Below are 23259 nucleotides of genomic sequence, written 5' to 3' on the forward strand. Positions count from 1 at the left end.
CTGCTCTAGCAAGCGGGACAGGTACGTTTTAGCTTCGTGGATGTTGATGGTTTGCATAATAAACACCATTTAAACTAAGTTTAGTCTGGCAATATCAAAAACACAAATCTCTGATTTCTGACTGAGAGCGTTTCAGGTCAACGCAATTACATCTTATGTGGGCGCCCAACATTGACATAGCAACACCTAAACACTATCTTAAAGTTAGAAATTCCAACTTTCCAACGAGGTATCTATAGTGTCTCATGTACAAGTCAAACAAAAATATCAGGTAACCATTCCTCTAGCGATACGAAAAAAAATATCACTGCATGAGGGTGACATGCTTGAAGCAGTAGAAAGAGATGGGCTGATTATTTTAATCCCAAAAAAGCTCACCCAAAAGCTACCTGCAGCTAATGCCAAGCCTTCCTTAATGTCCTTAGTCGGAGCGAATGAAGGCAGCGGCCTCTATGAGTCAAGCAAAGACATTGACCAAACTATTCAAGAGTTGCGAAACGAATGGCAATAGAAACTATCACCAAAAAAGTCTATTTCGATACCAATGTATTGATCTATTTAATTGAAAACCATCCGGATTATCACGACAAAATTGTCTCGCTGATCGCAGAATTGGATGAGTTGGATTGCACGGTCATTACATCCGAACTGACGCTTGCTGAGTGCTTGGTTAAACCTTTTGCTGAAGATGATGAACAGTCACAAGCGGTTTATAAAGATAGTATAAAAAACTCTGATTTTTTGAAGGTTAAGCCGGTCAGCAAAAAGGTATTAATTGAAGCGGCTCGTTTGCGGTCTGTTTTTAAAAACAAACTGCCCGACTCGATTCACCTTGCGACCGCATTAGAATCAGGCTGTGATGTTTTTGTGGGTAATGATAAAAAGATTAAGGCTGGTGATGCTATCGGACTGATTGTTCTGGACTCGTACACGGCCTAGTGACCACAAGGATTAGTATTTATTTGATGCTCCCTACATAGGCTTCAAATATCGCAAAATAAAAACAAAGCGTCGCAAAAAAACAATTCCAACACCTTCCCCAATGCTAACATATCCCCCAATATCATCGCGCAACTAGAGGAGCTCCGCCATGCAGCGATATTCCGGGTTCGGGCTGGTCAAACACGCCCTTAGCTATCATGAAAACTGGCAGCGCGTCTGGCGCAACCCTACCCCAAAAGCCAAATACGACGTGATTATCGTTGGCGGTGGCGGACACGGCTTAGCAACCGCCTACTACCTCGCTAAAGTCCATAACATCACCAATGTGGCAGTGGTTGAAAAAGGCTATCTCGGTGGTGGAAACACAGCTCGAAACACCACCATCGTTCGCTCCAACTATCTATGGGATGAAGCGGCACACCTCTACGAACACGCGATGAAACTTTGGGAAGGCTTATCCCAAGACTTAAACTACAACGTCATGTTTTCCCAACGCGGCGTACTCAACCTCGGCCACACACTACAAGACATGCGCGACATCAACCGCCGCGTGAACGCCAACCGCTTAAACGGCATTGATGGCGAAGTACTGGATGCGCAAGGCGTTAAAGAAATCGAGCCAATGATGGACTGCTCCGACCGTCCACGTTATCCGGTGATGGGCGCATCATGGCAACCTCGCGCCGGTGTTGCACGACACGATGCGGTAGCTTGGGGATATGCCCGTGCCGCAGATGCATTAGGTGTCGATCTGTTTCAGCAATGCGAAGTGACCGGCTTTTTAAAAGAAGACGGCGCAGCAGTAGGCGTTGTCACCAAACAACAAGGTGACATCAAAGCAGATCGCATTGGTTGCGTGGTGGCGGGTAACTCAGGTGTTGTCGCTAATATGGCAGGCTTCCGTTTGCCAGTGGAATCACACCCGCTACAAGCACTAGTCTCCGAACCAATCAAACCGATTTTGAACACTGTCACTATGTCCAATGCCGTGCATGGCTATGTGTCGCAATCCGACAAAGGTGATTTGGTGATCGGCGCGGGGATTGATGGTTATTTGGGTTACGGCCAGCGCGGTTCCTACAGCACTATCGAGCACAATATTCAGGCCATCGTCGAGCTATTCCCATGTTTTAGTCGTGTGCGCATGAATCGTCAATGGGGCGGTATTGTTGACACCACGGCGGATGCTTGCCCGATTATCTCTGCCACACCCATTGAGAATTTATTCTTCAATTGCGGCTGGGGAACTGGCGGATTTAAAGCCACGCCGGGCTCTGGCCACACCTTCGCTGAGACGCTTGCCAAAGGCGAAGCCAGCGACTTGGCGAAGCCATTCTCCATGTTCCGTTTCCACGACGGCGCACTCATTGACGAGCACGGCGCTGCCGGCGTTGCCCACTAAGGTCGAGGTTTATTATGTTTTATATTTATTGTCCTTACTGCGAAGAACACCGTGAGGAAGAAGAGTTTCACGCCGCTGGCGAAGCGCACATTCCACGCCCGTTAGATCCGGATGCCTGCACGGATGAAGAGTGGGGTGAATACTTGTTTTTCCGCACAAATCCACGCGGCCTGCACCATGAGTTGTGGGTACACGGTGTTGGTTGTCGCAAATACTTTAATATCACTCGCGACACGCAGACGTATGAGATTAAAGAAACCTACAAAATTGGTACCAAACCCCAGTTCACTCGTGCGGAGGAGAACGCCTGATGACACAGATAAATCGCCTCCCTTCCGGCGGTCGCATTGACCGTGCGCAAAGCATCAGCTTTAGTTACAACGGCAAAACCTACACCGGCATGCAGGGTGACACCGTTGCTTCTGCCCTACTCGCTAATGGCGTGGATATTGTTGGCCGCAGCTTTAAATACAGTCGCCCACGTGGAATTATGGCTGCGGGTGCTGAAGAGCCCAATGCCCTATTACAGCTAGGTGCAACCGAAGCCACCCAAACGCCAAATGTGCGTGCTACACAGCAAGATCTGTTTGAAGGCTTGGTCGCCAGTGCCACCAACGGCTGGCCAAATGCTGACAACGATATGATGAGCTTAGTCGGCAAATTGGGCGGTCGCGCAATGCCGCCGGGTTTTTACTACAAGACTTTTATGTATCCGCAATCGATGTGGGAAACCTACGAAAAATTCATTCGTAAAGCCGCTGGTTTTGGACGTAGCTCGCTAGAGTCCGACGTTGATATTTACGACAACATCAACCAACACGCCGATGTATTAATCGTTGGTGGTGGCCCTGCGGGTTTAAGCGCTGCATTGGCTGCTGCGCAAAGTGGCGCACGTGTGATACTGGCTGATGAGCAATCTGAATTTGGTGGCTCACTGCTTCACAGCTCGGCACAAATCAATATGCTTCCTGCTGCGGATTGGGTAAAAGATACCGTTGCCGAACTAAGCACTTACGACAACGTTATTTTGCTGCCTCGCTCAACCGTCAATGGTTATCACGACCACAACTTCCTAACGATTCATGAACGTTGTTCTGATCATTTAGGTGACCGCTCGCCACTCGGTAAAGTCCGCCAGCGGATGCATCGGATACGTGCGAAGTGGGTGGTTTTGGCTACCGGTGCGCATGAACGTCCTTTGGTATTTGCGAACAATGATTTACCAGGTGTGATGCTTGCTTCGGCGGTTTCAACCTATGTACGACGCTACGCAGTCGCACCCGGCTCGAAACTCGTGTTAATGACGACCAACGATTATGCCTACCAAAGCGCATTTGACTGGGCAGATGCAGGCCGTGAAGTGGTTGCGATTGTCGATACGCGTACCAATCCTGATAGCGAATGCGTATTTGTCGCAAAGTCGCGTGGCATTAAAGTCATTACTGGCACTGCTGTTATCGAAGCCAAAGGCAGCAAACGCGTCACCGGCGCAATGATTGCACCGCTCAATGAAACCGGTGATCAACTCACGGGCGATGCGCAGTTACTGGAGTGCGACTTAATCGCTAGTTCCGGCGGTTGGAGCCCTGCGATTCATTTGTCTTGCCACACTGGCAGCCGTCCGGTTTGGAGTGACGAGGCAGTTGGCTTCCTACCCGGCGACACCATTCAAAAACAACTCACCGCTGGCGCAGTCAATGGCAGCTACTCGCTGGATGCCTGTTTAAAAGAAGGCACTGAGCAAGGCTTAGCCGCTGCGCGTAATGCAGGTTTTGAGGTTGAAGACGTTGTCATGCCGGTCTCCGCGCCTGTCAGTGAAGGCAAGCCAATGGCTCTCTTCCACATCCCTCACAGCAAAGCCACCAGCCGGGCGCCAAAGCAATTTGTGGATTTCCAAAATGATGTGACAGCTGCAGCGATTGAACTGGCCACCCGCGAAGGTTTTGAATCCATTGAGCACGTCAAGCGATACACTGCGATGGGTTTTGGAACGGATCAGGGTAAAACCGGAAACATCAATGGCATGGCGATTGCCGCCAAGTCGATGGATAAAAGCATTCCGGAAACCGGCACCACCATCTTCCGCCCTAACTACACGCCTGTGACCTTCGGCGCGATTGTCGGACGTAATTGCGGTGATTTATTTGATCCGGAGCGTTACACCGCAATCCATCGCTGGCATATCGAGAACGGCGCAAAGTTTGAGGATGTCGGCCAATGGAAACGCCCGTGGTATTACCCAAAATCGGGCGAAAGTATGCAGGACACGTTAAACCGCGAATGCAAAGCGACTCGCGAAAGTGTTGGTCTTCTGGACGCTTCCACGCTGGGTAAAATTGATATTCAAGGTAAAGACGCGCGTGAATTTTTAGGACGTGTTTACACCAATGCCTGGGCGAAATTAGCCGTTGGTAAATGTCGCTACGGCTTGATGTGTGGCGAAGATGGCATGGTGTTTGATGACGGTGTCACCGCTTGTTTGGGTGAGAATCATTTCTTAATGACCACCACTACTGGTGGCGCGGCTCGTGTTTTGTCTTGGTTGGAAATTTACCATCAAACCGAATGGCCAGAGATGGAAGTGTATTTCAACTCTGTCACGGATCATTGGTCAACCGCCACGATCTCAGGACCAAATGCGCGCAAGGTCATGGAAAAACTCACCAGTGATATTGATCTGGATGGTGAAGCGTTTAAGTTTATGGACTGGCGCTCTGGCACAGTTGCAGGTGTTCCGGCGCGGGTGTTCCGCATTTCCTTTACCGGCGAATTGTCATACGAGGTCAACGTGCAAGCCAACTACGGCATGGCCGTTTGGGAAGCAATTATGGAAGCCGGTGCAGAGTTTAATATCACCCCTTACGGCACCGAAACCATGCACGTATTGCGCGCGGAGAAAGGCTTTATCATTGTAGGACAAGACACCGATGGCTCAGTGCACCCTTATGACTTGGATCACGGCTGGGCGGTCGCCAATCAGAAGCCATTTAGCTTTATCGGCAAACGCGGCATGGCACGAGCAGACTGTGTTCGCCCGAACCGCAAGCAACTGGTCGGCCTGAAACCTAAAGATCCAGAGGCAGTCATTCCGGAAGGAGCACAGGCGGTTAACGATCCTGAACAAGCCATTCCAATGGAAATGCTGGGGCATGTCACCTCCAGTTATTACAGTGCCAACCTCGGCCACTCGATTGCCATGGGTATGATTAAAAACGGTCTGAATCGCATGGGTGAGTCAGTGTTTTACCCGCTAGCCGATGGCCGTGTGATTGAAGCGGAAATCTGCAGCCCTGTATTCTACGATCCTAAAGGAGAACGCCAACGTGTCTAATACCACTACACAAACGGATGCGACGGATACCTCGCAAAACATCGTTCAGATGAATCAAATTCCGGCAGATGCTAGCGTCCGTGCGGAAAGCCCTCTGTATCACGCAGACCTGAAAACAGTTGCCGAGCAAGGTACTCAGGATGCTGGCATTGTATTGCAGGAGCTGGCCTTACTGGATCATTTAGTGCTGCGTGGCAGCGTGGATAATGCGGCGTTTACCACAGGTGTCGAGTCGGCACTGGGTATGGTATTACCTGCCAACCTGCAAAGTGCCGAGCATGAAGGCCGCGTAATTCGCTGGATCTCGCCGGATGAATGGCTGGTGACAACGGCTGGCGGCATGGGCTTTGAGCTGGAGCAGCAACTACGCGAGGCTATGGGTGAGACGCATTTTGCGATAGTGAATGTGTCTGGTGGTCAGACGGTGATTACTGTGGAAGGCGCGGATGCTGAGGAAATGCTGAAGAAGTGTACGCCTTATGATATTCATATCAGTCATATGCCGGTGGGTAAGGTGGTGACGTCGCTGTTTGGGAAATCTCAGGCGGTGATTCGCCGGACGGGTGAGCAGGGATTTGAGCTGGTGATTCGGCGGAGTTTTGCGGATTATTGCTGGCTTTGGTTGCAGGATGCTTCGGGGGAGTTTGGGTTTTCGGTTAAAGAGAGCTAAGCCAAGCCCCTCTTTATGAGTAGAAGCTGAAACTGAAATGCTATGGTTGAGTGCACAAAATCGCATTATTTCGCTCATCAGCTTCTACTACTATCCTGAACCCTCGAGATGTATAAAAATCTACTAACGTTGGTTTACAAGCAAGCCAAAAAGGAAGCTTGCTTTTGTCAATATATCTCAACACCTTAGAGGCAAAGCCGAGTTTTCTTCGACTTGCTTTGATACAGAAATAGCTGAAATTACCGTATCCATTTTCCTGGAGCAAGTCAGCCTGCTCCAAATGCTTATAAGATTGGAACTGATTAAAAATCAGATCACTAGAAATAACCGCACCACCAATTAACTCATAGTTTTCTACAACTATCATCAATTGAATACAATCCACTCTAGGGTGGCTCATAAAAGAGTCGCCATGGAAGTCCGAAAGAAAATCATTGTATACCCAGCTTTTAAGTAATATCTCAAAGTCTTTAGCATATCGACTTCTTATTCCAACTATCGAGACCCCACTTTTTGTCATTAATCAAACATGCCATTTAACAAGCTAAAACTGGTAACGCTAACCAACTTACCTTTCTCAAGAATCCCAGTGGCTTCAACCTCCAACCATTTATCATGAGCCTCAGTTGCTTTTCTATATTCCACACTTTCAAGATATATGGTGATTTTTCTATTTTTCCCTGAGATGGTTGTAGCCAGAGTAATGTCACCATCGCCAACTTTTGATTCTTTATGTAATTTAATAACATAGCCTATGATTGACACCTCTTCTGGCTCAATTCGACGAAACTGTTCGGCTGCTTCACGGATATACTGATAACTATTAGCGGAGAAGTAAACCCGCTCTGTTAAGTCACTTGAAATATCTATCTTAAAGGCAGGGGACCATGCGACAGAGAAATTAAGTGGTAGTTGTTCATGCTCTTTTTTGCCAATAATTGCCTCACATAAATCAGCATTTACCCCATCAATCACTCTCTCGAGAAAAGGGTCAAAATAAAACTTTCCCTTTTTTTCAATCTCAGCCACCACATCGTTTAGGGCAATCATTCCCCGGAATGTACTTTCAACGGCAAGACGCTCAAAGGGTGTTTTTTCAGGAATTGAGGGCAAAGTTAGATTCTTATCTTCAAGCTCCAGAGGAAGTGGTGAAATTACTTTTACAATATAGCTACCTCTCTCTGTCTGGCCCAACCTAACATTTTTTATAAACTCTTGAGCTCGAGCAGGCTTCCTTGAGCCAAAAAATGCCCTTGGCTTACTAGCGGTAGCAACAGAAGACCCCGCCAAAAGTATTTGCTTTGCTTTGTTAATTAAATCCACTCCAACATCAAATGAGACAGACGAACTATGCCTATCAAACGGGTCCTCAGATCCGACCCTGACTACATCACCGACAGAAAAAACGTCAAGTCTTCCAGAATATCTAACTGCGACCTTGCTTCATAACTGGATAAAGTTCGAATTAATTTTCCCATAGATAAAACATAATCTTCCTGAGTACCGCCTTCCAATGGAACCCACAAACGCACTTTTACTTTAGTTGGGCTATCGAAAATCACCACCCCGGCAGCTTCGGCAACCTTTACCCATTTATGTTTGATTAAATAAAAACAGATGTCTCTGGAGGATAAACGACCTAAAGCTGAAAAGTCTGTGATGTCGGCTAATATACTCATATCTATGCGTCTATAACCTGATTATCAAATGAAAGGAACTTCCCTTCCCCTAAAAGGTTCATTAACCTCGATAGTTGCATGCTATCAAATCTTTGTACCAAAGGAATTTTTAGTTCAACACTCCCTTTTTCCAGATCGGCGAGTCCTCTCAATGAATACCAATAACAGTTGTTTTTCAACTCTGTAGAACCAAGGTTGTACTTCACCCAGTCGGAGCTATCTCTAGGAACATTAGCGACTACTAGTATGTGGGGATTACGGTTATTTTTTATCTCATTAAAATTCTTTTTCTTAATTGTAAAAGGTAAATAATCACCTTTCGGCTGGTGGTAGTAAGTGCATTTAGCTTGTACTTTTAGGTCTTGTATTATCGGATAACCTTGCTGAGTTATCGTCAAATCAATACTTCTTCTATCAGGATTTAAGCAACTCATATTAGGCTCAACACCATACCCTGTAGCTGTTGCGATAGAACTAATATAGGAAATACTGAAGGGCTCTTGCCTATCACCCTTACATAGCAGGAATCCACTTTCATCAACAGCTTCTTTAACGGACATATGAGAATTTAAGTTAATATATTGAAGGGAACATCTAAACGAAAAACAGATACATCGAGAGTCTTAGCTTTTGACCAACAATTACACGCCCTAACCATATCAAGCCAACAGTATAAAATATAGGATAAATCCGGATAGCAACTATAAAAAACCTTTGCTTAACTGCCAACATCGTAAAACAGCAGAATTAATACGCCTTCGCAACTCTGAAACCACTATGAGCTATCAATTCATACCTCACAATCAAATATCTCTCGGTAAATCCTTATCACGCGCCATATCTAGCTCAACCTCACCAAGCGGTGATTCCTGAAGAAACGCAACCAAGTCCAACTTCTCCCAAACCACCCCAGCCAAATTCCGAGTCTGCTTAGAAAAAGTCAGCCCAACACAATAAACCTCACCCGCCCCTTGATATTTCTGCGCATACTGACGAGATTGTATTTGCGCCAGCGCCTTGTCACCGCTCGCTTCCTGAGTCGCTTTATCCGTTACCTTCACCTCAAACAGATAAACCTTCCCCTCAATCTTCAACGTAATATCAATGCGCCCACGATTCGTGCAATCTTCAGAAATGATTTCAAAGCCCAGGCTCGCAAGGTAAGCATAGATCACGCTAGTGTAATAACCTTCATAGTCCTGTAGTTTGTTATTCGTGAAGGTTTGATAAGGAATAGAGGCAAACAGTCGTGTAAATATTCCCTCAAGCGCATCAACATCACCCTTTACCAGCACCTCATAAAGTGACTTCTGGTAACTCAACACCTCACCGGTTTGAGTAGTCAGGTAGTTGATAAACAGGCGATTCAGAGACAAGCGGATTTCTCGGTTCGGCAAGGCTAAGTGATATACCGACCCAAAAGGCGTCTTTTCCTCATGATCAATCGTGAGATAGCCGGTTTGCCACAGCAAAGCCACTAAGTCGATATGATCGACATCAAAACTATCCAACACCACGCTGTCAGCCTGATAATGCGATAGTTCAGGTATGAAATAGGTCTTACTTTTCAGTAACTCCACCAAAAAACCGGGATTGCCCGTACTCCACCAGTAACTATTGAAACGATCCACGCCATTTGAAATAAACAGCAGAATATCAAAGGGGTTGTAAACTTTTTCTCCCAGATAATTGTAGCCGTTATACCAGTCCTTAACCTCTACCATATCCGCACCCTGCAAGTGCGCTTTAAACGTGGTTTGCAGATCGAGATGGGTGTAACCGCAGATGGTGGCGTAGTGAGGGTTTAGCGTAATATCTTCTAAATTATTAAGGCCGCTGAACAGGTTTACTTTGCTAAACTTGCTGACACCTGTAATGAAGACAAACTTGATAAAGGCATCGCTGTCTTTAATGACAGAGTAGAAGTTTTTCAACCGATCCCGCATGGCGCGAGCGGTTTCTTCATCGCTGATATTATCTAGAATCGGTTTGTCGTATTCATCAACCAGAATCACGACTTTTCCGTGTTTCTCGCAGGCAGCTTCGAGTAATTGAGCGAATTGATATTTAACATCACCCGTATCATGACAAGTTAAACCGAGGCGCTTTGCGTTACCCTTTAGTATCTGTTGAATAGTGGTATCTAGTGCATCAACGTTGTCATGTACGCCAGCCCCAAAACTGACTCGTATCACTGGTGACGTGACACTCCAATCCCATTGATCATGAATAGCAAGGCCTTCAAATAAGTTTTTCTTACCTTCGAATAGGTCTTTTAAAGTATCGAGGAACAGAGATTTACCAAAGCGACGCGGGCGCGAAAGAAAATAATAGTCCCCTTCACTGGCTAGCTTCAGAGCAACCTCAGTCTTATCAATATACGCATAATTACCTTCACGTATTTTCTCGAATGTCTGTATACCGATAGGGAGCTTCTTCATTTCGACCAACTCTATGACAGTTACCCTAAGTATAAAGCATTAAAACAAATAGTCCCTAAAGTTAGATGCTGGAATAAATCCCCACTCAAAGTACAATACGCACCTAAATAAAAACTCACTACTCCAATCTCAGGACAAACAACCTATGTACCCAATCATCCGCCTAATCAACGTCATGATTCAGGCTCGCAAAGCACCAAAAATTGCCTATACAAGCCCAAGCACAATACAGTTTCGCTGCCACCCTTGGGATCTGGATATGTTTAATGAAATGAACAACGGCAGAGTGTTAACGCTATACGACTTGGGTCGTTTCAACTTAGGGGTTCGCTGCAACCTACTGAAAGTATTAGGTGAAAACAAATGGGCTTTGGTCGTCGCGGGAAGCTCGGTTCGCTACCGTAAACGCATCAAAATGTTTGATAAAATCACCATGCATACACAGTGCGTCGGCATCGATGAGAAATGGTTTTACATCGAACAGTCCATGTGGGTAAAGGATAAGCCCTGTTCGTCGGTACTAATACGTGGCGGTATCAGCTCCAAAAATGGACTGATTAATCCCGCTGAAGTACTCAAGTTAATGGGCGATGAGCCGGGTAATTGCGAGTTATCCGAGTGGGTACAGGAGTGGATTGAGTCAGAGCAACACAGACCTTGGCCGCCAACACTGGAAGCGTCTTGAGCGCTCAGTAAATATAACAATATCAGCGGTGCTTTTAGGCTTGCTGAACCAGCACTTGCATGCCATATTCACCTTGTGAAATACGCTTCTCCATAAGCGATTCAGCCCACCCAACAAGGAGAGATCATGAGCGCCACGAGCAGTCTTACAGAGGTCGAACTATCCGATAAGTACGAGCAAACGGACGGGCGAATCTTCATTAGCGGCACTCAGGCTTTAGTACGTCTGGCACTGCTGCAACGTGAGCTGGACAAACAGCGAGGCTTGAATACACGAGGCTTTATCAGCGGTTATCGTGGCTCTCCTTTGGGCGGTTTAGACAGCACATTATGGCGTGAGAAAAAGCGCATTGAAAAAGCTGGTATCGTGTTTCAGCCGGGCGTTAATGAGGACCTTGCCGCCACTGCCATTTGGGGTACGCAGCAATTAGATTTTTTCCCCAAGCCAGAGGTCGATGGCGTCTATTCCATGTGGTACGGTAAAGCGCCGGGGGTTGATCGCTCCGCAGATCCAATGCGTCATGGGAACCAGTTTGGAACGCACAAAAACGGCGGGGTACTGGTTGTTGCTGGCGATGATCATCCCGGTAAATCCTCAACCGTAGTCAACCAAAGTGAACCATTATTGCGCGCACTGGATATCCCCGTTCTATACCCGTCGGATGTGCAGGAAATTATTGAGTTCGGTTTGTTAGGCTGGGAACTCTCCCGCTACTCCGGCTTGTGGGTCGGCTTGAAAACTACCAATGAAACCATAGAACAAACCCAAACTGTCACGCTGAATACCAAGGACTTTGTCGTCAATCGTCCGGAGCGCGATATTGATGACAGCGAAGTCAATATCAGGAATGCGGGCTTCAACCCTCAAGGTTTAGAAGTCACCGTCAAACGTATTCGTCTGCCACAGGTTCACAGCTTTGTGCGCGCCAATGGCATTGATAAAACACGCTTAGAAGGTCAAGGTGGCTTAGGTATTGTCACCTCCGGCAAGAGTTATTCTGACGTGGTGCAAGCGCTAAACTTGTTAGGGATTGATGCTGAAACTGCAATAGCTTTGGGTCTGTCTATTTACAAAGTTGGCTGTATCTGGCCGTTGGAGCCGGAGGGGTTAAAGTCGTTTGCTAAAGGTCGACCAGAGCTGTTGTTGGTCGAAGAAAAAAGCCCGATGATCGAGGCTCAGGCCGCGCAAGTTCTGATTAACCAAACCCAGCGAATTCGTTTGGTGGGTAAGCAGGACGAACACAGGCAAACGCTACTCCCCAGTGATGTGCAGCTGGAACCTTCCCTAATTGCTGATGTGATTATGGCAAGACTGGATTTCCTCAATACCGAACTCGCCGAGCACAAAACCCAACCAGCGATTCAAGCCAGACACAAAGCTTTACGTCAACAACTCGCGGCGAATCAACAGTTACGCAATGCCTCACCACTCAGCACACCACGCACGCCCTATTTCTGTGCCGGTTGTCCACACAACACCTCAACTAAATTACCCGACGGCAGTATGGCGATGGCGGGGATTGGTTGTCATACCATTGCTGTTTTCACACGAACAGATACATTACTGCCCGTACACATGGGTGGTGAGGGTATGAACTGGGCTGGCGTGTCACACTTTAGTGGTGCGGATCATATGTTTCAGAATTTAGGTGATGGCACTTATTTTCACTCCGGTCTGCTGGCGATACGTGGCGCGGTGTCCTCTGGCGTCAATATTACTTACAAGATTCTGTATAACGATGCGGTCGCTATGACCGGTGGCCAACCGATTGACGGGCCAATTTCCGTTTACGATATGGTGCGACAAGTCGCCGCTGAGGGTGTCAAACAGGTGGTTGTGGTATCGGATGATCCCGATAAATTTAAAGGAAAACTCCCACTGGATACCGGACTCTACCCACGCATTGAGCTGGATAAAGTTCAGAAGCAATTACGGGAAGTCACCGGTACAACCGTGCTGATATATGAGCAAACCTGTGCTACTGAAAAACGCCGTCGCCGCAAGCGTGGAACGTATCCGAACCCCGCTAAACGCTTGTTTATTAATGATGCGGTGTGTGAAGGTTGTGGCGATTGTTCCGTGCAGTCGACCTGTGTTTCCATCCAGCCCAAGGAAACCGCTTTTGGCACCAAACGTCAGATCGACCAATCCAGCTGCAATAAAGACTATAGCTGTATCAATGGATTTTGCCCGTCTTTTGTGACCGTACTGGGGGCTGAGCCGAAAAAGCCTGAGGGTATAGCGCTTAGCAAAGACCTCTTTGATGATCTACCTGCACCAGTTATTAGCGATTACTCCAACGATGGCAGTAATAGCAGCACTGGCAGCACTGGCAGCACTGGCAGCATCAATATTATGATCGCGGGTATCGGGGGAACAGGAGTGATTACCGTCGGCGCCATTATCGGCATGGCAGCACATATCGAGGGTAAAACCTGCTCGATTTATGATATGACCGGCCTTAGCCAAAAAAATGGTGCGGTTTATTCACATCTCCGTATCGCTGATGACGCCGACGCTTTAACCGCACAACGCATCGGTGCCGGTGAAGCTGACCTTATTCTGGCTTTTGATTTACTCGCCAGCCTTGCCGGTGACTCTGCTCAAACATTTAATAGAGGACGTACCCGTTTACTGGGCAACTCCATCATTCAACCCACCGCTGCTTTTCAGTTTAACCGCGATATGAAAGTAGATGAGCATCAAGTCGAATCCAGTATTGTAGCCAGAACCGGCAAGGAAATGGCTTGGTTTGTGGATGCCACAACGCTAGCACTAAAACTCTTAGGCGATACCATTGCCAGTAATATGTTTATGCTGGGTTACGCCATTCAGCAAGGGTTGTTGCCGGTATCACTGCCCGCATTGGAAAGAGCCATTACTCTGAACGGCATTTCGGTAGACACCAATCTCACCGCGCTATCACTCGGCAGATTGTTTTCACATTCACCTGAAACAGTTAAGGCATTACTGCCTGAAAATACTCAAGCCAGTGCACGCGAACAAACACTCGATGAGTTAATCGCACATCGCATTGAGCACCTTACAAACTACCAAAGTACGTCCTGGGCTAAACGCTATGCCAGAACTGTGCAAAAAGTCAGGGAAGCTGAGACTGCGCTAAACAATCAACCAGCAAAGCAAACGAGTAGCGACTCATCAGCTGATGCTAAGCTGGAAGCATTAACCCGCGCAGTTGCGCATAATCTTGCAAAACTAATGTCCTATAAAGATGAGTATGAAGTCGCACGATTATTCGCCGACCCTGAATTTAAAGAAAAACTGGATGCACAGTTCGAGCCGGGCTATACCTTAAAATTCAACCTTGCCCCGCCCCTACTCAGTCGTAAACACCCCTCAACGGGACTCCCCATGAAGCGGGAGTTTGGTAGTTGGATGATGACTGGCTTTGAAACACTCGCAAAATTTAAGAAGCTGCGTGGCACTCCTCTGGATATCTTTGGTTACAGTGCGGAGCGTCGTCATGAGCGTGCGTTGATCAAACGTTACAACCACATGCTGGATGAGCTGCTGAATCATTTATCCCATGACAATTACGACGACGCACTCAGGCAAGCTCGTTTACCGGAGGAAATCCGCGGCTATGGGCATGTAAAGGAGCAATCCATGCAGGCAATCAACTGGATGAATAAGCCAGCTGAACCATAAACAGCTGGCAAGCCCCTAAAGACCGAATCATTGGCAAAATACACGCCATCATAATAGTTTTACCTCCGTTGCAACTCTTAGGGTAAAATACCTGCAATCTAACTTAAGCAATAAACCACTATGATCTCACTGCTGATTATCTTCTTTTTGATCGCACTACTTTTTTCCTTCCTTTGTTCCTTATGGGAGGCGGTATTGCTCAGCATTACACCTTCGTATGCACAAATTAAACTGCAAGAAGGCACCAAGGTTGGACTGCAGCTACAACAGTTTAAAGAAAATATTGACCAGCCACTGGCGGCGATACTGACACTTAACACCATCGCTCATACGGTTGGTGCTTTAGGGGTTGGTAATCAGGCAGCACTGATCTGGGCGGACTCAAATCCAATCATTACCGGCTTTATCGTACCTGCAGGGATGACCATGGCGATTCTGGTCTTCTCAGAACTGATCCCAAAAACACTGGGCGCAAACTACTGGAAAAGTTTGTCTAACTTTACAGTCACGTCTCTGAACCTGTTAATCAAAGCCTTGTATCCACTGGTCTGGTTCAGCCAGCAACTCACAAAAGTGCTGAAAAAGGATAAAGGCGGCGCAGTATTTACCCGCTCTGATTTCGTAGCGATGACCGAATTAGGTACTCAGGAAGGTGTGTTTGAGAAAACAGAATCACACCTGATTAATAATCTGCTGCAGTTTAATACCGTGCAAACCAGTGATGTAATGACACCACGCACCGTGGTTGTTCGTGTGGCTGCTAATCAGACTATCTCTGAGTTTTATGAGGCGAATCCTAATCTACGCGTTTCCCGAATTCCGGTTTATGAAACGGATAATCCAGACCATATACAAGGCTTTATTCTGAAGAATGAAATGCTGCAAAAACTGCTGTCTAATGAAGGTGATCTGGCAGTTTCTGAAATCCAGCGCCCTGTGATGATGGTCAGAGAAAACTACCCTATTCCGGACCTGTTTAATGAGTTCCTTGAGAAGCGAGAACATATCGCGATTGTAGTGGATGAGTTTGGCGGCATGGCCGGTATTGTTTCTATGGAAGATGTGATCGAGACCATGTTAGGTCGTGAGATCATTGACGAACTGGATCACACGGATGATATGCGTGAACACGCTCGTAAGAAGTGGAAACAACGCGCCGATAAAATGGGTCTGACTGAGAATACGCCTAACCCGTAATTATACTCTGCTAGCAATTATGCTTTCAGGTGAGGAGGTCAGTGCTTTTGATCTCCTCACCTTAAGTGACACGCCGACTGCTCAATACTCAATACTCAATACTCAATACTCAATACTCAATACTCAATACTCAATACTCAATACTCAATACTCAATACTCAATACTCAATACTCAATACTCAATACTCAATACTCAATACTCAATACTGCGCTAAAAACCCGCGTATATCATTATAACTGCCACTCAAGCGACGCAGCGGTGCAGCCAAACTAGCAACAATTCTCACATGCTCGATGCCCGGATAAAAACGTGTAGTCACAGGGTTACCCGCATTTTGCAATCGCTCACTGAAACGCTGTGTATGAAACGGCAATACCCGCTTATCAGCCTGTCCGTGTAATAGCAATGTAGGCGGCATTCCGGCATACACATTCACCGTTGGCTTGGCTTGTTGCGCGTTAGCACCGGCAAAGATCGGCTTCACTTCCGCATCATTTAACGGCAGATCATAAGGCCCCGCCATACCAATCAACCCCACCGAACGCGCTCGCACACCACGTTGATAAAAATAGCTGCGGTCAGTCGCCAATAATGCTGCCGTGTGCGCACCCGCTGAGTGTCCCATCAAAATAAATGAATTCATTGGCTTGCCAAGCAGAGATGGCGCATTTAACTCGGTATAACGAATAGCATCAGCGACATCATTCACAAACGCAGGGAAACGCACGGCAGGATACAGGCGATAATTAGGAATAATCACGGTGTGTCCAAGCCCGGTAAGCGCATGCGCGACAAACTCAAAGTCTCGCTTATCACCCTGCTTCCACGCCCCACCATATACAAAAACAATCGGTGGTTTATTGCTAACTTGCTTGGGACGGTATACATCAAGGGTGCGTCGCTGACCGTTGCCATAGCTGTGTTGACTGAGATCGTAACTGCCCGATGGAATGACCGAATTAAGCACCGCAGCAGGCTTTAAACTGCTGCAGCCAACCGCAAACACCAGCATGATGATCGGCAGTAAAATCCATAGTAGTTTATTCATATCATTCCCCTGTCTGTATTGCTTTGTAAAAACACTTCAGTCGGGTTCTACCAGATAGAAGCTCGTATGACTCGTCCATACTTGTAGAGTTTACGCAGTCACCCACATTGTCAGATTCACTACCTGACTAAACCTTAATGTCTGGCTAAGACAAAGTCCGCAAAGTAACCCTGACTATCGGTTAGCGTGTCGGCAATAGTGAAGTCGGTATCTTTCAGAATCGATGCCAACACCTGATGATTGTACTTGCGGGATATTTCGACATGAATTTTCTCTCCCGCAGCAAATGAATACGTTTTATTCAAACTATCAATCGTCACCTGTTGGTCAACTTTGCTGATAATGGCGCTTTTTGCGATCCCCTCTTCTTCGGTGTATTCAGGGAAATGGTCGAATTGATCCACCACAAAATTCGCCCCTAACTCTCTGTTCATGCGGTGCAGCAGATTCATATTAAACGCCTTTGTCACACCCTGCGCGTCATTGTAGGCAGGCAATACAATATCAACAGGCTTGATCAAATCCGCTCCCAATAACAGCTTGTCACCCTCAGATAAATTCGCTCCCAGACTGTAAATAAACTGCGCGGCCTGCTCATCGCTCATATTGCCAATGTTTGATCCCAGAAACAGCACGACCTTTGAAGAATCGCGATCTTTAAGATCCTGCAGAATCTCGAAGTAATCACCCTGCTGGCCTCTTAACGACAAAGCAGGCAACTCAGTCAAAATGCTTTCGCTGAGTAGCTCCAACACATGACCGGAAATATCAATGGGCAGGTAATCGAACTGATAGCCCTGAGACAGCAACGCTTTCAGCAAATGCTTGGTTTTACTGCCATCCCCGGCACCTAATTCAATTAGCTCAAAGTGCTTATCTTTACTCACTCCCAAGGCTTCAATAAGTGCCTGCGTTTGCTGCGTAAAAATCTCATGTTCCGCACGTGTCAAATAGTACTCAGGCAAAGCCATAATCTGCCTAAACAGTTCATCGCCTTTTTGGTCATAAAAGTACTTAGACGGAAGTGATTTTGTCGGCTGACTTAGTCCTGCATCAACATCCATTGCAAATTGCGTATTCATTTAACTAAGCGAATCCCTGAAAATTGCCACCGCATTTGAGGGTGGAAAAAGTTGCGGTAAGTCGGACGACTGTGCCCGGCAGGCGTGACACTGGCACCCCCACGCAACACCATTTGATTAATCATGAATTTGCCGTTGTATTCGCCAACAGCTCCCTCACTAATGCAAAAGCCCGGGTAGGCTTGATAAGGTGAGCTGGTACATTCCCAACGCGTCCCCCAGTCCAGCGCACCAGAGGCAGCTTCCCACTCAAACTCAGTCGGCAAGCGACAGCCTTTCCACGCAGCATAAGCATTGGCTTCATAGTACGAAACATGACAAACAATGGATTCAGGATCGAGTTTCTTGAGTCCGGCTAAGGTGTAATAAAACCATTCGCCATCGATCTTATGCCAATACAAGGGCGCACGAATCTCATTGGCTTGCACCCATGACCAGCCCTCATCCAACCAATGATTAAACTGCTGGTAACCACCGGCTTCGATGAATTCAAGGTATTCGCCATTCGTGACTAATGACTTGGAAATTTCAAAGTCCTGTAAGTAGACCTTGTGAGGTGAGACTTCATTATCAAAACAGAATCCATCACCCTGATAGCCGATGGTATAGAGATCTTCGCCGAACGATAGCCAGCCTTGCTGCGTATTGTGATCAGCAACCAGGTTTTTATCGGCATCATAGACGGGGAATAATGGATTGAGTGAGAACACATATTTCAAATCCATCAGCAGCAATTCCTGGTGTTGCTGTTCATGGTTTAACCCCAGCGTGACCAGAGCAGACACTTCATCGGTCAACGGCTGAGACAAAAACGCTATCATGTGTTGGTCTACATAATGGCGATATTGGTAGACCTCATCCACCGTCGGGCGCGTCATCACGCCACGCTGAGCCCTGACCGCGCGCTCACCGGCACTTTGATAATAACTGTTAAACAGGAAGTTAAAGTCTTCATGAAAAACCTGATAGTCCGGCTGATACTTCTGCAAAATCATGGTTTCAAAAAACCACGTCACATGTGCCAGATGCCACCTCGGCGGGCTAGCAAACTCAACCGCCTGAGGGATATAGTCTTCTATATTGAGAGGGCTGCATAATGCTTCAGTGCGCTGTCGCACTGCCTCAAAAGATGCCGCAAGTGACTCTGCCATAAATTGCCTTTCTGCTCGTCTAGAGTGGAGTTGAAAGGCAATATGTTATCAGGCTGTCATTAAGATAATATTTCCATGGGCTTTTGTTGGGTTAATCGAAACTTTTAGAAAGTGCCTCGATATGCTCTGGTCCAATTCCGCAACAGCCTCCGATAAGATTAACACCCGACTGTTGCCACTGCTTCGCCCATCCCAAATAATCCTCAGGATTTAAATCATCTCTAATGCTACTGACATCCGAGTTAGCCGCCGCATCTTTTCGCTGTGGTTGGAAAGCATTAGCATATGCACCCAGTGGAAAATCTGGTTGTTCCAGCGCAGTAAGGGTTTCTCGGGCTGCGAGGAGTGCCTTTTCAATGACTTCCGGCTGGCAGCAATTGAACAAAACCGCATTAACACCAATCTCATGCATCTTTTTGATAGCTTCCACAACCGTTTCACCCGATCGCAATACCGGCTCATCAATCGCTAGTGAATCCTCCAAGGTGAAGGCAACCCAGTACGGCTTGGCCTCCTGGCTCAGACTATCAACGACGGCCTTTACCGCGACCGCTTCCCCAATCAGGCTTTGTGTTTCTGATAGCCATAAGTCTACATTGGGGCTAAGTGCTTCAATCAGCGGTGTCGCCAGAGCCTCTACCTTCTCTGCCTGAAATAAATCAGCACGGTATGACCCGAATAATGGCGGAAGTGAGCCTGCGACCTGAACCTCGTGATCACTCTCATCTGCCGCTTGTCTTGCCACTTCACCGGACAGTTTCGCTAACTCAAAGCCTCGCTCTTCAAACAGAGTGTCACCAATATGAAACGGCACCAGCGCATAGCTGTTTGTGGTGATGACCTTCGCGCCACTTTTTATATAATCATCATGGACTTCACGCACGATTTCCGGAGTTTCCATCATTGCCAGTGCCGACCACTCAGGCTGACGAAATGGCGCACCACGGCGCTTTAGTTCACGGCCCAGACCACCGTCTAAAATCATCACAGATGAGTTGTTCATATTGCTTACTCAGAGGTTTATCAGAAATGTCAATCAGCCATTATCGCTGATCAAAAACGGCTCGACAATAGAAAGTGAGTGCGCGGTGAATTCATCTTTCTCACCCACTGGCGCAACATACCATAAAGCCTCTTTTACTGGCTCGATTCCGGCTTTTTTGGCAATCGTCCATGCGGCTAAATATTGCGAAGACATACAGCCACCAGACGTGGCAAGATTGCCCCTGGCAACGAAAGGTTGATCCAATACATCAACACCCGCTTCAATCACCCACGGCTTGGTGGTCAAGTCAGTACAGGCTGGTAAATCTCCCAATAAGCCTAACTGCGCCATTAGCAAGGTACCAGAGCACTGCGCTCCGATCACTTGCCTGTTTGGATCTAACTCGAGACGATCTAATATTTGCGGGTCTTTCGCAATATCACGTGTATAGATGCCACTACCAAATAGCACGACATCCGCAGTATTGGCGTACTCCAAAGGCTGCTGAGCCTGAATAGTCACGCCATTCATTGATGTGACTTGTTCAGCCGGACACGTGATCTGAACATTCCAGCCCGCCCCTTTCATACGATTCAAAATGCCCAGAGCAATAAATGAATCGAGTTCATTAAATCCTTCGAAGGTCAGGATGGCTATATTCATAATTTCTTCCTTTTATTTTTTCAACAGACCCACCGGGACTATTTGCACGGGAGTTATCTCGGATACTCCGTCTCAAACTGCTCACGCGTCACATCCTCCGGCAGCCTGTCTTTCACATGCTGATCCAGCTCCAAACCCCACGTATTAATCATGCAACCCAAAGTCACATACATGCCGTGAATGGCGATGATATCCATGATCTGTGCCACACTAAAATGCTCACGCAATTGCGCATGTGTCTGAGGGCTTAAGCCATGCGATGTGATTAATTCATCGATGCCATTTAACAGTGCCCGCTCACCTTCACTCCAGCTAACGGCAGCACCACCCGTCTTTACCCGCTCGATTTCCTCACGACTCAGACCACAAGCCAAACCACGCTCAACATGTGACCCCCACTCGTACCAAGCCTTCATGTGTGTCGCCACCCGCAAAATCACCAACTCACCATAACGCTTACCGAGCGCACCTCCTTTTACGGAGTAATTACGGAAGTTCCACCATGCTTTTAACAACTCAGGATTGTGTGCCATCAAACTATGCACATTGATCGGACGGCCATTCATGTCTTGTTTGATGAAATCCAGCGAGTCATCCCACTCGTCTAATGGAAGTGGTGCTACCTCAGGGACATTAATCATTGAGCATTCCTTTTTCCAATCCTTTCACTACTGTGCTTAGTGTGGGAGCTGTTCTTTGGTACTAGTACTGATCTCATGGTGCTGGTCTCTTGTCACTGCTCTATTCAAGATAATCAACACATCCATACTAGCAACCGACCACAACTCACGCATGATGCAGTGGATCATTTAGTCTGCAATCACCGGAATCACATCGCGCAGCACTGACACGATGGTATCAATTTCCTGCTTCTCGATAATCAGTGGCGGCGACATACAAATTGCATCACCCACACCGCGCACCATAACGCCTTTTTCCCAAGCGGTCGTCAGTGCTTTTGGCCCGATGGTTCCTGCCTGACCTTTCGGTGCACGAATTTCCACCGCGCCCATCAACCCATAGTTACGCACATCAATCACCTGATCCAAATCCGCTAAGCTATGCAGACCTTCCTGCCAATAACTACCGATTTCACCAGTGGTCTTAGCGCGAGTCAACAAGCCTTCTTTCTCGTAAATATCCAAGGTCGCCATGCCTGCCGCACACGCTACTGGATGACAGGAATAAGTATAACCATGGAAAAACTCGACCGGTGCCTTGGCATGCTCCATGCACGTGTCATAAATTTTATTAGACACAAACACCGCAGACAGCGGCAAAGCAGCGTTAGTAATGCCCTTGGCAGAGGTAATAATATCAGGTGTTACCCCAAACTCAGTCGAGGCAAAGGCTTCTCCGGTACGTCCCCAGCCGGTAATCACCTCATCAAAAATCAACAGAATATCGTGCTTATCACAGATCTGACGCAGGCGTTGCAGATAACCTTCCGGTGGCAACACAACCCCACCAGCTCCCGCAATTGGCTCGACGATAACCGCTGCAATGGTGCTGGCATCGTGGAATGTGACCAACTCTTCCAGTTCGTCCGCCCACTCAACACCCTGCGTCGGCAAGCCTTTGCTGAATGCATTACGCTCAATATCCAGCGTATGGCGCATATGATCCACCATCAACCATTGACCGAAGGTTTTGAAATTCGGTGTCAGACCAGCCATGGCAACCCCACCAAAATTCACCCCGTGATAGCCTTTTTGTCGACTGATAAAACGCTTCTTCTGACCTTGCCCGCGCACATCCCAATACTGCATGGCAACTTTTAACGCAGTATCCACTGCTTCCGACCCAGAGTTACCAAAAAACACGTGGTCTATGCCGTCCGGTGTGTACTTGACCAAACGCTCGGAATACTCAAAACCCAACTCGTGACCGAAGTTAAAGATAGAAGTGAAGTCGAGTTTGCGCAGTTGAGCACTCACCGCATCCGCTATTTCCGTGCGACTATGTCCTGCATTCGAACACCATAATCCAGCCGTGGCATCTACCACCTGTCGGCCATCCGGCGTTGTCAAAAAGACGCCCTGAGCAGACTCCACCATGCGCGGTGATTCTTTAAATGCCCGGTTGGCAGTGAATGGCATCCAAAATGCATTTTGATCTTTAATCGACATAAGTGACTCTCTATGTTTGATTTATCAGTGTGGTTAACAGGGCTTGATTTGTTGATTATAAAGGGGATCACAGGAATAAAAATTAGGATTTATCGATACTAAATTTGATAATATCGACATTAGTATTTCGCAAAACCATAAACCTCTGTACACGACAAAAAACTAAACGACCGAATATAGTTCA

At 47.2% G+C, this 23259-nt stretch carries 21 protein-coding genes; 9 read left to right on the forward strand and 12 right to left on the reverse strand.

The genetic code is table 11. The features are described from left to right. Positions 1–238: 238 nt before the first annotated feature. The 6 genes from DKW60_RS05680 (at position 239) to DKW60_RS05705 (ending at position 6345) form a co-directional block, all read left to right on the forward strand. Positions 239–511 carry an AbrB/MazE/SpoVT family DNA-binding domain-containing protein gene (locus tag DKW60_RS05680; protein WP_109836698.1) on the forward strand — a complete coding sequence of 91 codons (273 nt, stop codon included), beginning with the start codon at positions 239–241 and terminating at the stop codon, positions 509–511. Beyond that, on the forward strand, positions 502–939 hold the full coding sequence (locus DKW60_RS05685; protein WP_109836699.1) for a type II toxin-antitoxin system VapC family toxin: 438 nt from the start codon (positions 502–504) through the stop codon (positions 937–939). Before DKW60_RS05680 ends, DKW60_RS05685 begins: the two co-directional genes overlap by 10 nt. A 151-nt stretch (positions 940–1090) precedes the next feature. Then, complete coding sequence (locus DKW60_RS05690; protein ID WP_109836700.1) at positions 1091–2344, forward strand: sarcosine oxidase subunit beta family protein; 1254 nt, start codon at positions 1091–1093, stop codon at positions 2342–2344. Between the two features lie 14 nt (positions 2345–2358). After that, on the forward strand, positions 2359–2655 hold the full coding sequence (locus tag DKW60_RS05695) for a sarcosine oxidase subunit delta (RefSeq protein WP_109836701.1): 297 nt from the start codon (positions 2359–2361) through the stop codon (positions 2653–2655). Continuing rightward, a complete protein-coding gene (locus DKW60_RS05700; protein WP_109836702.1) occupies positions 2655–5675 on the forward strand; it encodes a sarcosine oxidase subunit alpha in 3021 nt (1006 codons plus the stop codon). The genes DKW60_RS05695 and DKW60_RS05700 overlap by 1 nt, the downstream gene beginning before the upstream one ends. Next, the gene (locus DKW60_RS05705) at positions 5668–6345 is read left to right on the forward strand and encodes a sarcosine oxidase subunit gamma (RefSeq protein ID WP_219988647.1); all 678 of its coding nucleotides are present in this window, start codon (positions 5668–5670) and stop codon (positions 6343–6345) included. Before DKW60_RS05700 ends, DKW60_RS05705 begins: the two co-directional genes overlap by 8 nt. 40 nt (positions 6346–6385) lie before the next feature. Here DKW60_RS05705 and DKW60_RS05710 read toward each other — a convergent pair whose 3' ends face one another. The 5 genes from DKW60_RS05710 to DKW60_RS05730 form a co-directional block, all read right to left on the reverse strand. Further along, positions 6386–6745, reverse strand: coding sequence for a hypothetical protein (locus DKW60_RS05710; RefSeq protein WP_146203436.1), 360 nt, complete (start codon positions 6743–6745; stop codon positions 6386–6388). Positions 6746–6864: 119 nt separating this feature from the next. Next, positions 6865–7668, reverse strand: coding sequence for a hypothetical protein (locus DKW60_RS05715; protein ID WP_109836704.1), 804 nt, complete (start codon positions 7666–7668; stop codon positions 6865–6867). A 62-nt stretch (positions 7669–7730) separates the two neighbouring features. Further along, entirely contained in the window at positions 7731–8024 is a 294-nt protein-coding gene (locus DKW60_RS05720; protein WP_109836705.1) for a hypothetical protein, read from the reverse strand. Positions 8025–8026: 2 nt separating this feature from the next. Next, positions 8027–8584, reverse strand: a complete 558-nt coding sequence (locus tag DKW60_RS05725; RefSeq protein ID WP_109836706.1) for a DUF4365 domain-containing protein — start codon at positions 8582–8584, stop codon at positions 8027–8029. A gap of 243 nt (positions 8585–8827) precedes the next feature. After that, complete coding sequence (locus tag DKW60_RS05730; protein WP_109836707.1) at positions 8828–10465, reverse strand: ATP-binding protein; 1638 nt, start codon at positions 10463–10465, stop codon at positions 8828–8830. A gap of 145 nt (positions 10466–10610) precedes the next feature. Here DKW60_RS05730 and DKW60_RS05735 point away from each other — a divergent pair, with 145 nt between their 5' ends. The 3 genes from DKW60_RS05735 (at position 10611) to DKW60_RS05745 (ending at position 16016) form a co-directional block, all read left to right on the forward strand. Further along, positions 10611–11150, forward strand: coding sequence for an acyl-CoA thioesterase (locus DKW60_RS05735; protein WP_109836708.1), 540 nt, complete (start codon positions 10611–10613; stop codon positions 11148–11150). A gap of 126 nt (positions 11151–11276) precedes the next feature. Continuing rightward, positions 11277–14819, forward strand: a complete 3543-nt coding sequence (locus DKW60_RS05740; protein WP_109836709.1) for an indolepyruvate ferredoxin oxidoreductase family protein — start codon at positions 11277–11279, stop codon at positions 14817–14819. Between the two features lie 120 nt (positions 14820–14939). Then, on the forward strand, positions 14940–16016 hold the full coding sequence (locus DKW60_RS05745) for a CNNM domain-containing protein (RefSeq protein WP_109836710.1): 1077 nt from the start codon (positions 14940–14942) through the stop codon (positions 16014–16016). A gap of 200 nt (positions 16017–16216) precedes the next feature. Here DKW60_RS05745 and DKW60_RS05750 read toward each other — a convergent pair whose 3' ends face one another. The 7 genes from DKW60_RS05750 to aptA all read right to left on the reverse strand — a co-directional run bounded on the left by DKW60_RS05750 (position 16217) and on the right by aptA (position 23075). Beyond that, positions 16217–17065 carry an alpha/beta hydrolase gene (locus DKW60_RS05750; protein WP_109836711.1) on the reverse strand — a complete coding sequence of 283 codons (849 nt, stop codon included), beginning with the start codon at positions 17063–17065 and terminating at the stop codon, positions 16217–16219. A gap of 134 nt (positions 17066–17199) precedes the next feature. Next, positions 17200–18147, reverse strand: coding sequence for an L-histidine N(alpha)-methyltransferase (locus DKW60_RS05755; RefSeq protein ID WP_109836712.1), 948 nt, complete (start codon positions 18145–18147; stop codon positions 17200–17202). Continuing rightward, on the reverse strand, positions 18144–19298 hold the full coding sequence (egtB, locus tag DKW60_RS05760) for an ergothioneine biosynthesis protein EgtB (protein ID WP_109836713.1): 1155 nt from the start codon (positions 19296–19298) through the stop codon (positions 18144–18146). Before egtB ends, DKW60_RS05755 begins: the two co-directional genes overlap by 4 nt. A gap of 91 nt (positions 19299–19389) precedes the next feature. Continuing rightward, positions 19390–20301: a homocysteine S-methyltransferase family protein gene (locus tag DKW60_RS05765; protein WP_109836714.1), complete on the reverse strand. Its 912-nt coding sequence runs from the start codon at positions 20299–20301 to the stop codon at positions 19390–19392. Between the two features lie 33 nt (positions 20302–20334). Then, positions 20335–20946 carry a DJ-1/PfpI family protein gene (locus tag DKW60_RS05770; RefSeq protein ID WP_109836715.1) on the reverse strand — a complete coding sequence of 204 codons (612 nt, stop codon included), beginning with the start codon at positions 20944–20946 and terminating at the stop codon, positions 20335–20337. 53 nt (positions 20947–20999) lie between these two features. Further along, on the reverse strand, positions 21000–21587 hold the full coding sequence (locus tag DKW60_RS05775; protein WP_109836716.1) for a carboxymuconolactone decarboxylase family protein: 588 nt from the start codon (positions 21585–21587) through the stop codon (positions 21000–21002). 168 nt (positions 21588–21755) lie between these two features. Beyond that, positions 21756–23075 carry an omega-aminotransferase AptA gene (gene aptA, locus DKW60_RS05780; RefSeq protein ID WP_109836717.1) on the reverse strand — a complete coding sequence of 440 codons (1320 nt, stop codon included), beginning with the start codon at positions 23073–23075 and terminating at the stop codon, positions 21756–21758. Positions 23076–23259 lie beyond the last annotated feature (184 nt).

The organism is Leucothrix pacifica, from assembly GCF_003172875.1.
Classification (GTDB): Bacteria; Pseudomonadota; Gammaproteobacteria; order Thiotrichales; family Thiotrichaceae; genus Leucothrix; species Leucothrix pacifica.

Coding starts and splice junctions, on each gene's coding strand:
- DKW60_RS05685 (WP_109836699.1), top strand. CDS start 502: ATGGCAATAGAAACTATCACCAAAAAAGTCTATTTCGATACCAATGTA.
- DKW60_RS05690 (WP_109836700.1), top strand. CDS start 1,091: ATGCAGCGATATTCCGGGTTCGGGCTGGTCAAACACGCCCTTAGCTAT.
- DKW60_RS05695 (WP_109836701.1), top strand. CDS start 2,359: ATGTTTTATATTTATTGTCCTTACTGCGAAGAACACCGTGAGGAAGAA.
- DKW60_RS05700 (WP_109836702.1), top strand. CDS start 2,655: ATGACACAGATAAATCGCCTCCCTTCCGGCGGTCGCATTGACCGTGCG.
- DKW60_RS05710 (WP_146203436.1), bottom strand. CDS start 6,745: ATGAGCCACCCTAGAGTGGATTGTATTCAATTGATGATAGTTGTAGAA.
- DKW60_RS05720 (WP_109836705.1), bottom strand. CDS start 8,024: ATGAGTATATTAGCCGACATCACAGACTTTTCAGCTTTAGGTCGTTTA.
- DKW60_RS05725 (WP_109836706.1), bottom strand. CDS start 8,584: ATGTCCGTTAAAGAAGCTGTTGATGAAAGTGGATTCCTGCTATGTAAG.
- DKW60_RS05730 (WP_109836707.1), bottom strand. CDS start 10,465: ATGAAGAAGCTCCCTATCGGTATACAGACATTCGAGAAAATACGTGAA.
- DKW60_RS05735 (WP_109836708.1), top strand. CDS start 10,611: ATGTACCCAATCATCCGCCTAATCAACGTCATGATTCAGGCTCGCAAA.
- DKW60_RS05740 (WP_109836709.1), top strand. CDS start 11,277: ATGAGCGCCACGAGCAGTCTTACAGAGGTCGAACTATCCGATAAGTAC.
- DKW60_RS05745 (WP_109836710.1), top strand. CDS start 14,940: ATGATCTCACTGCTGATTATCTTCTTTTTGATCGCACTACTTTTTTCC.
- DKW60_RS05750 (WP_109836711.1), bottom strand. CDS start 17,065: ATGAATAAACTACTATGGATTTTACTGCCGATCATCATGCTGGTGTTT.
- DKW60_RS05755 (WP_109836712.1), bottom strand. CDS start 18,147: ATGAATACGCAATTTGCAATGGATGTTGATGCAGGACTAAGTCAGCCG.
- egtB (WP_109836713.1), bottom strand. CDS start 19,298: ATGGCAGAGTCACTTGCGGCATCTTTTGAGGCAGTGCGACAGCGCACT.
- DKW60_RS05765 (WP_109836714.1), bottom strand. CDS start 20,301: ATGAACAACTCATCTGTGATGATTTTAGACGGTGGTCTGGGCCGTGAA.
- DKW60_RS05770 (WP_109836715.1), bottom strand. CDS start 20,946: ATGAATATAGCCATCCTGACCTTCGAAGGATTTAATGAACTCGATTCA.
- DKW60_RS05775 (WP_109836716.1), bottom strand. CDS start 21,587: ATGATTAATGTCCCTGAGGTAGCACCACTTCCATTAGACGAGTGGGAT.
- aptA (WP_109836717.1), bottom strand. CDS start 23,075: ATGTCGATTAAAGATCAAAATGCATTTTGGATGCCATTCACTGCCAAC.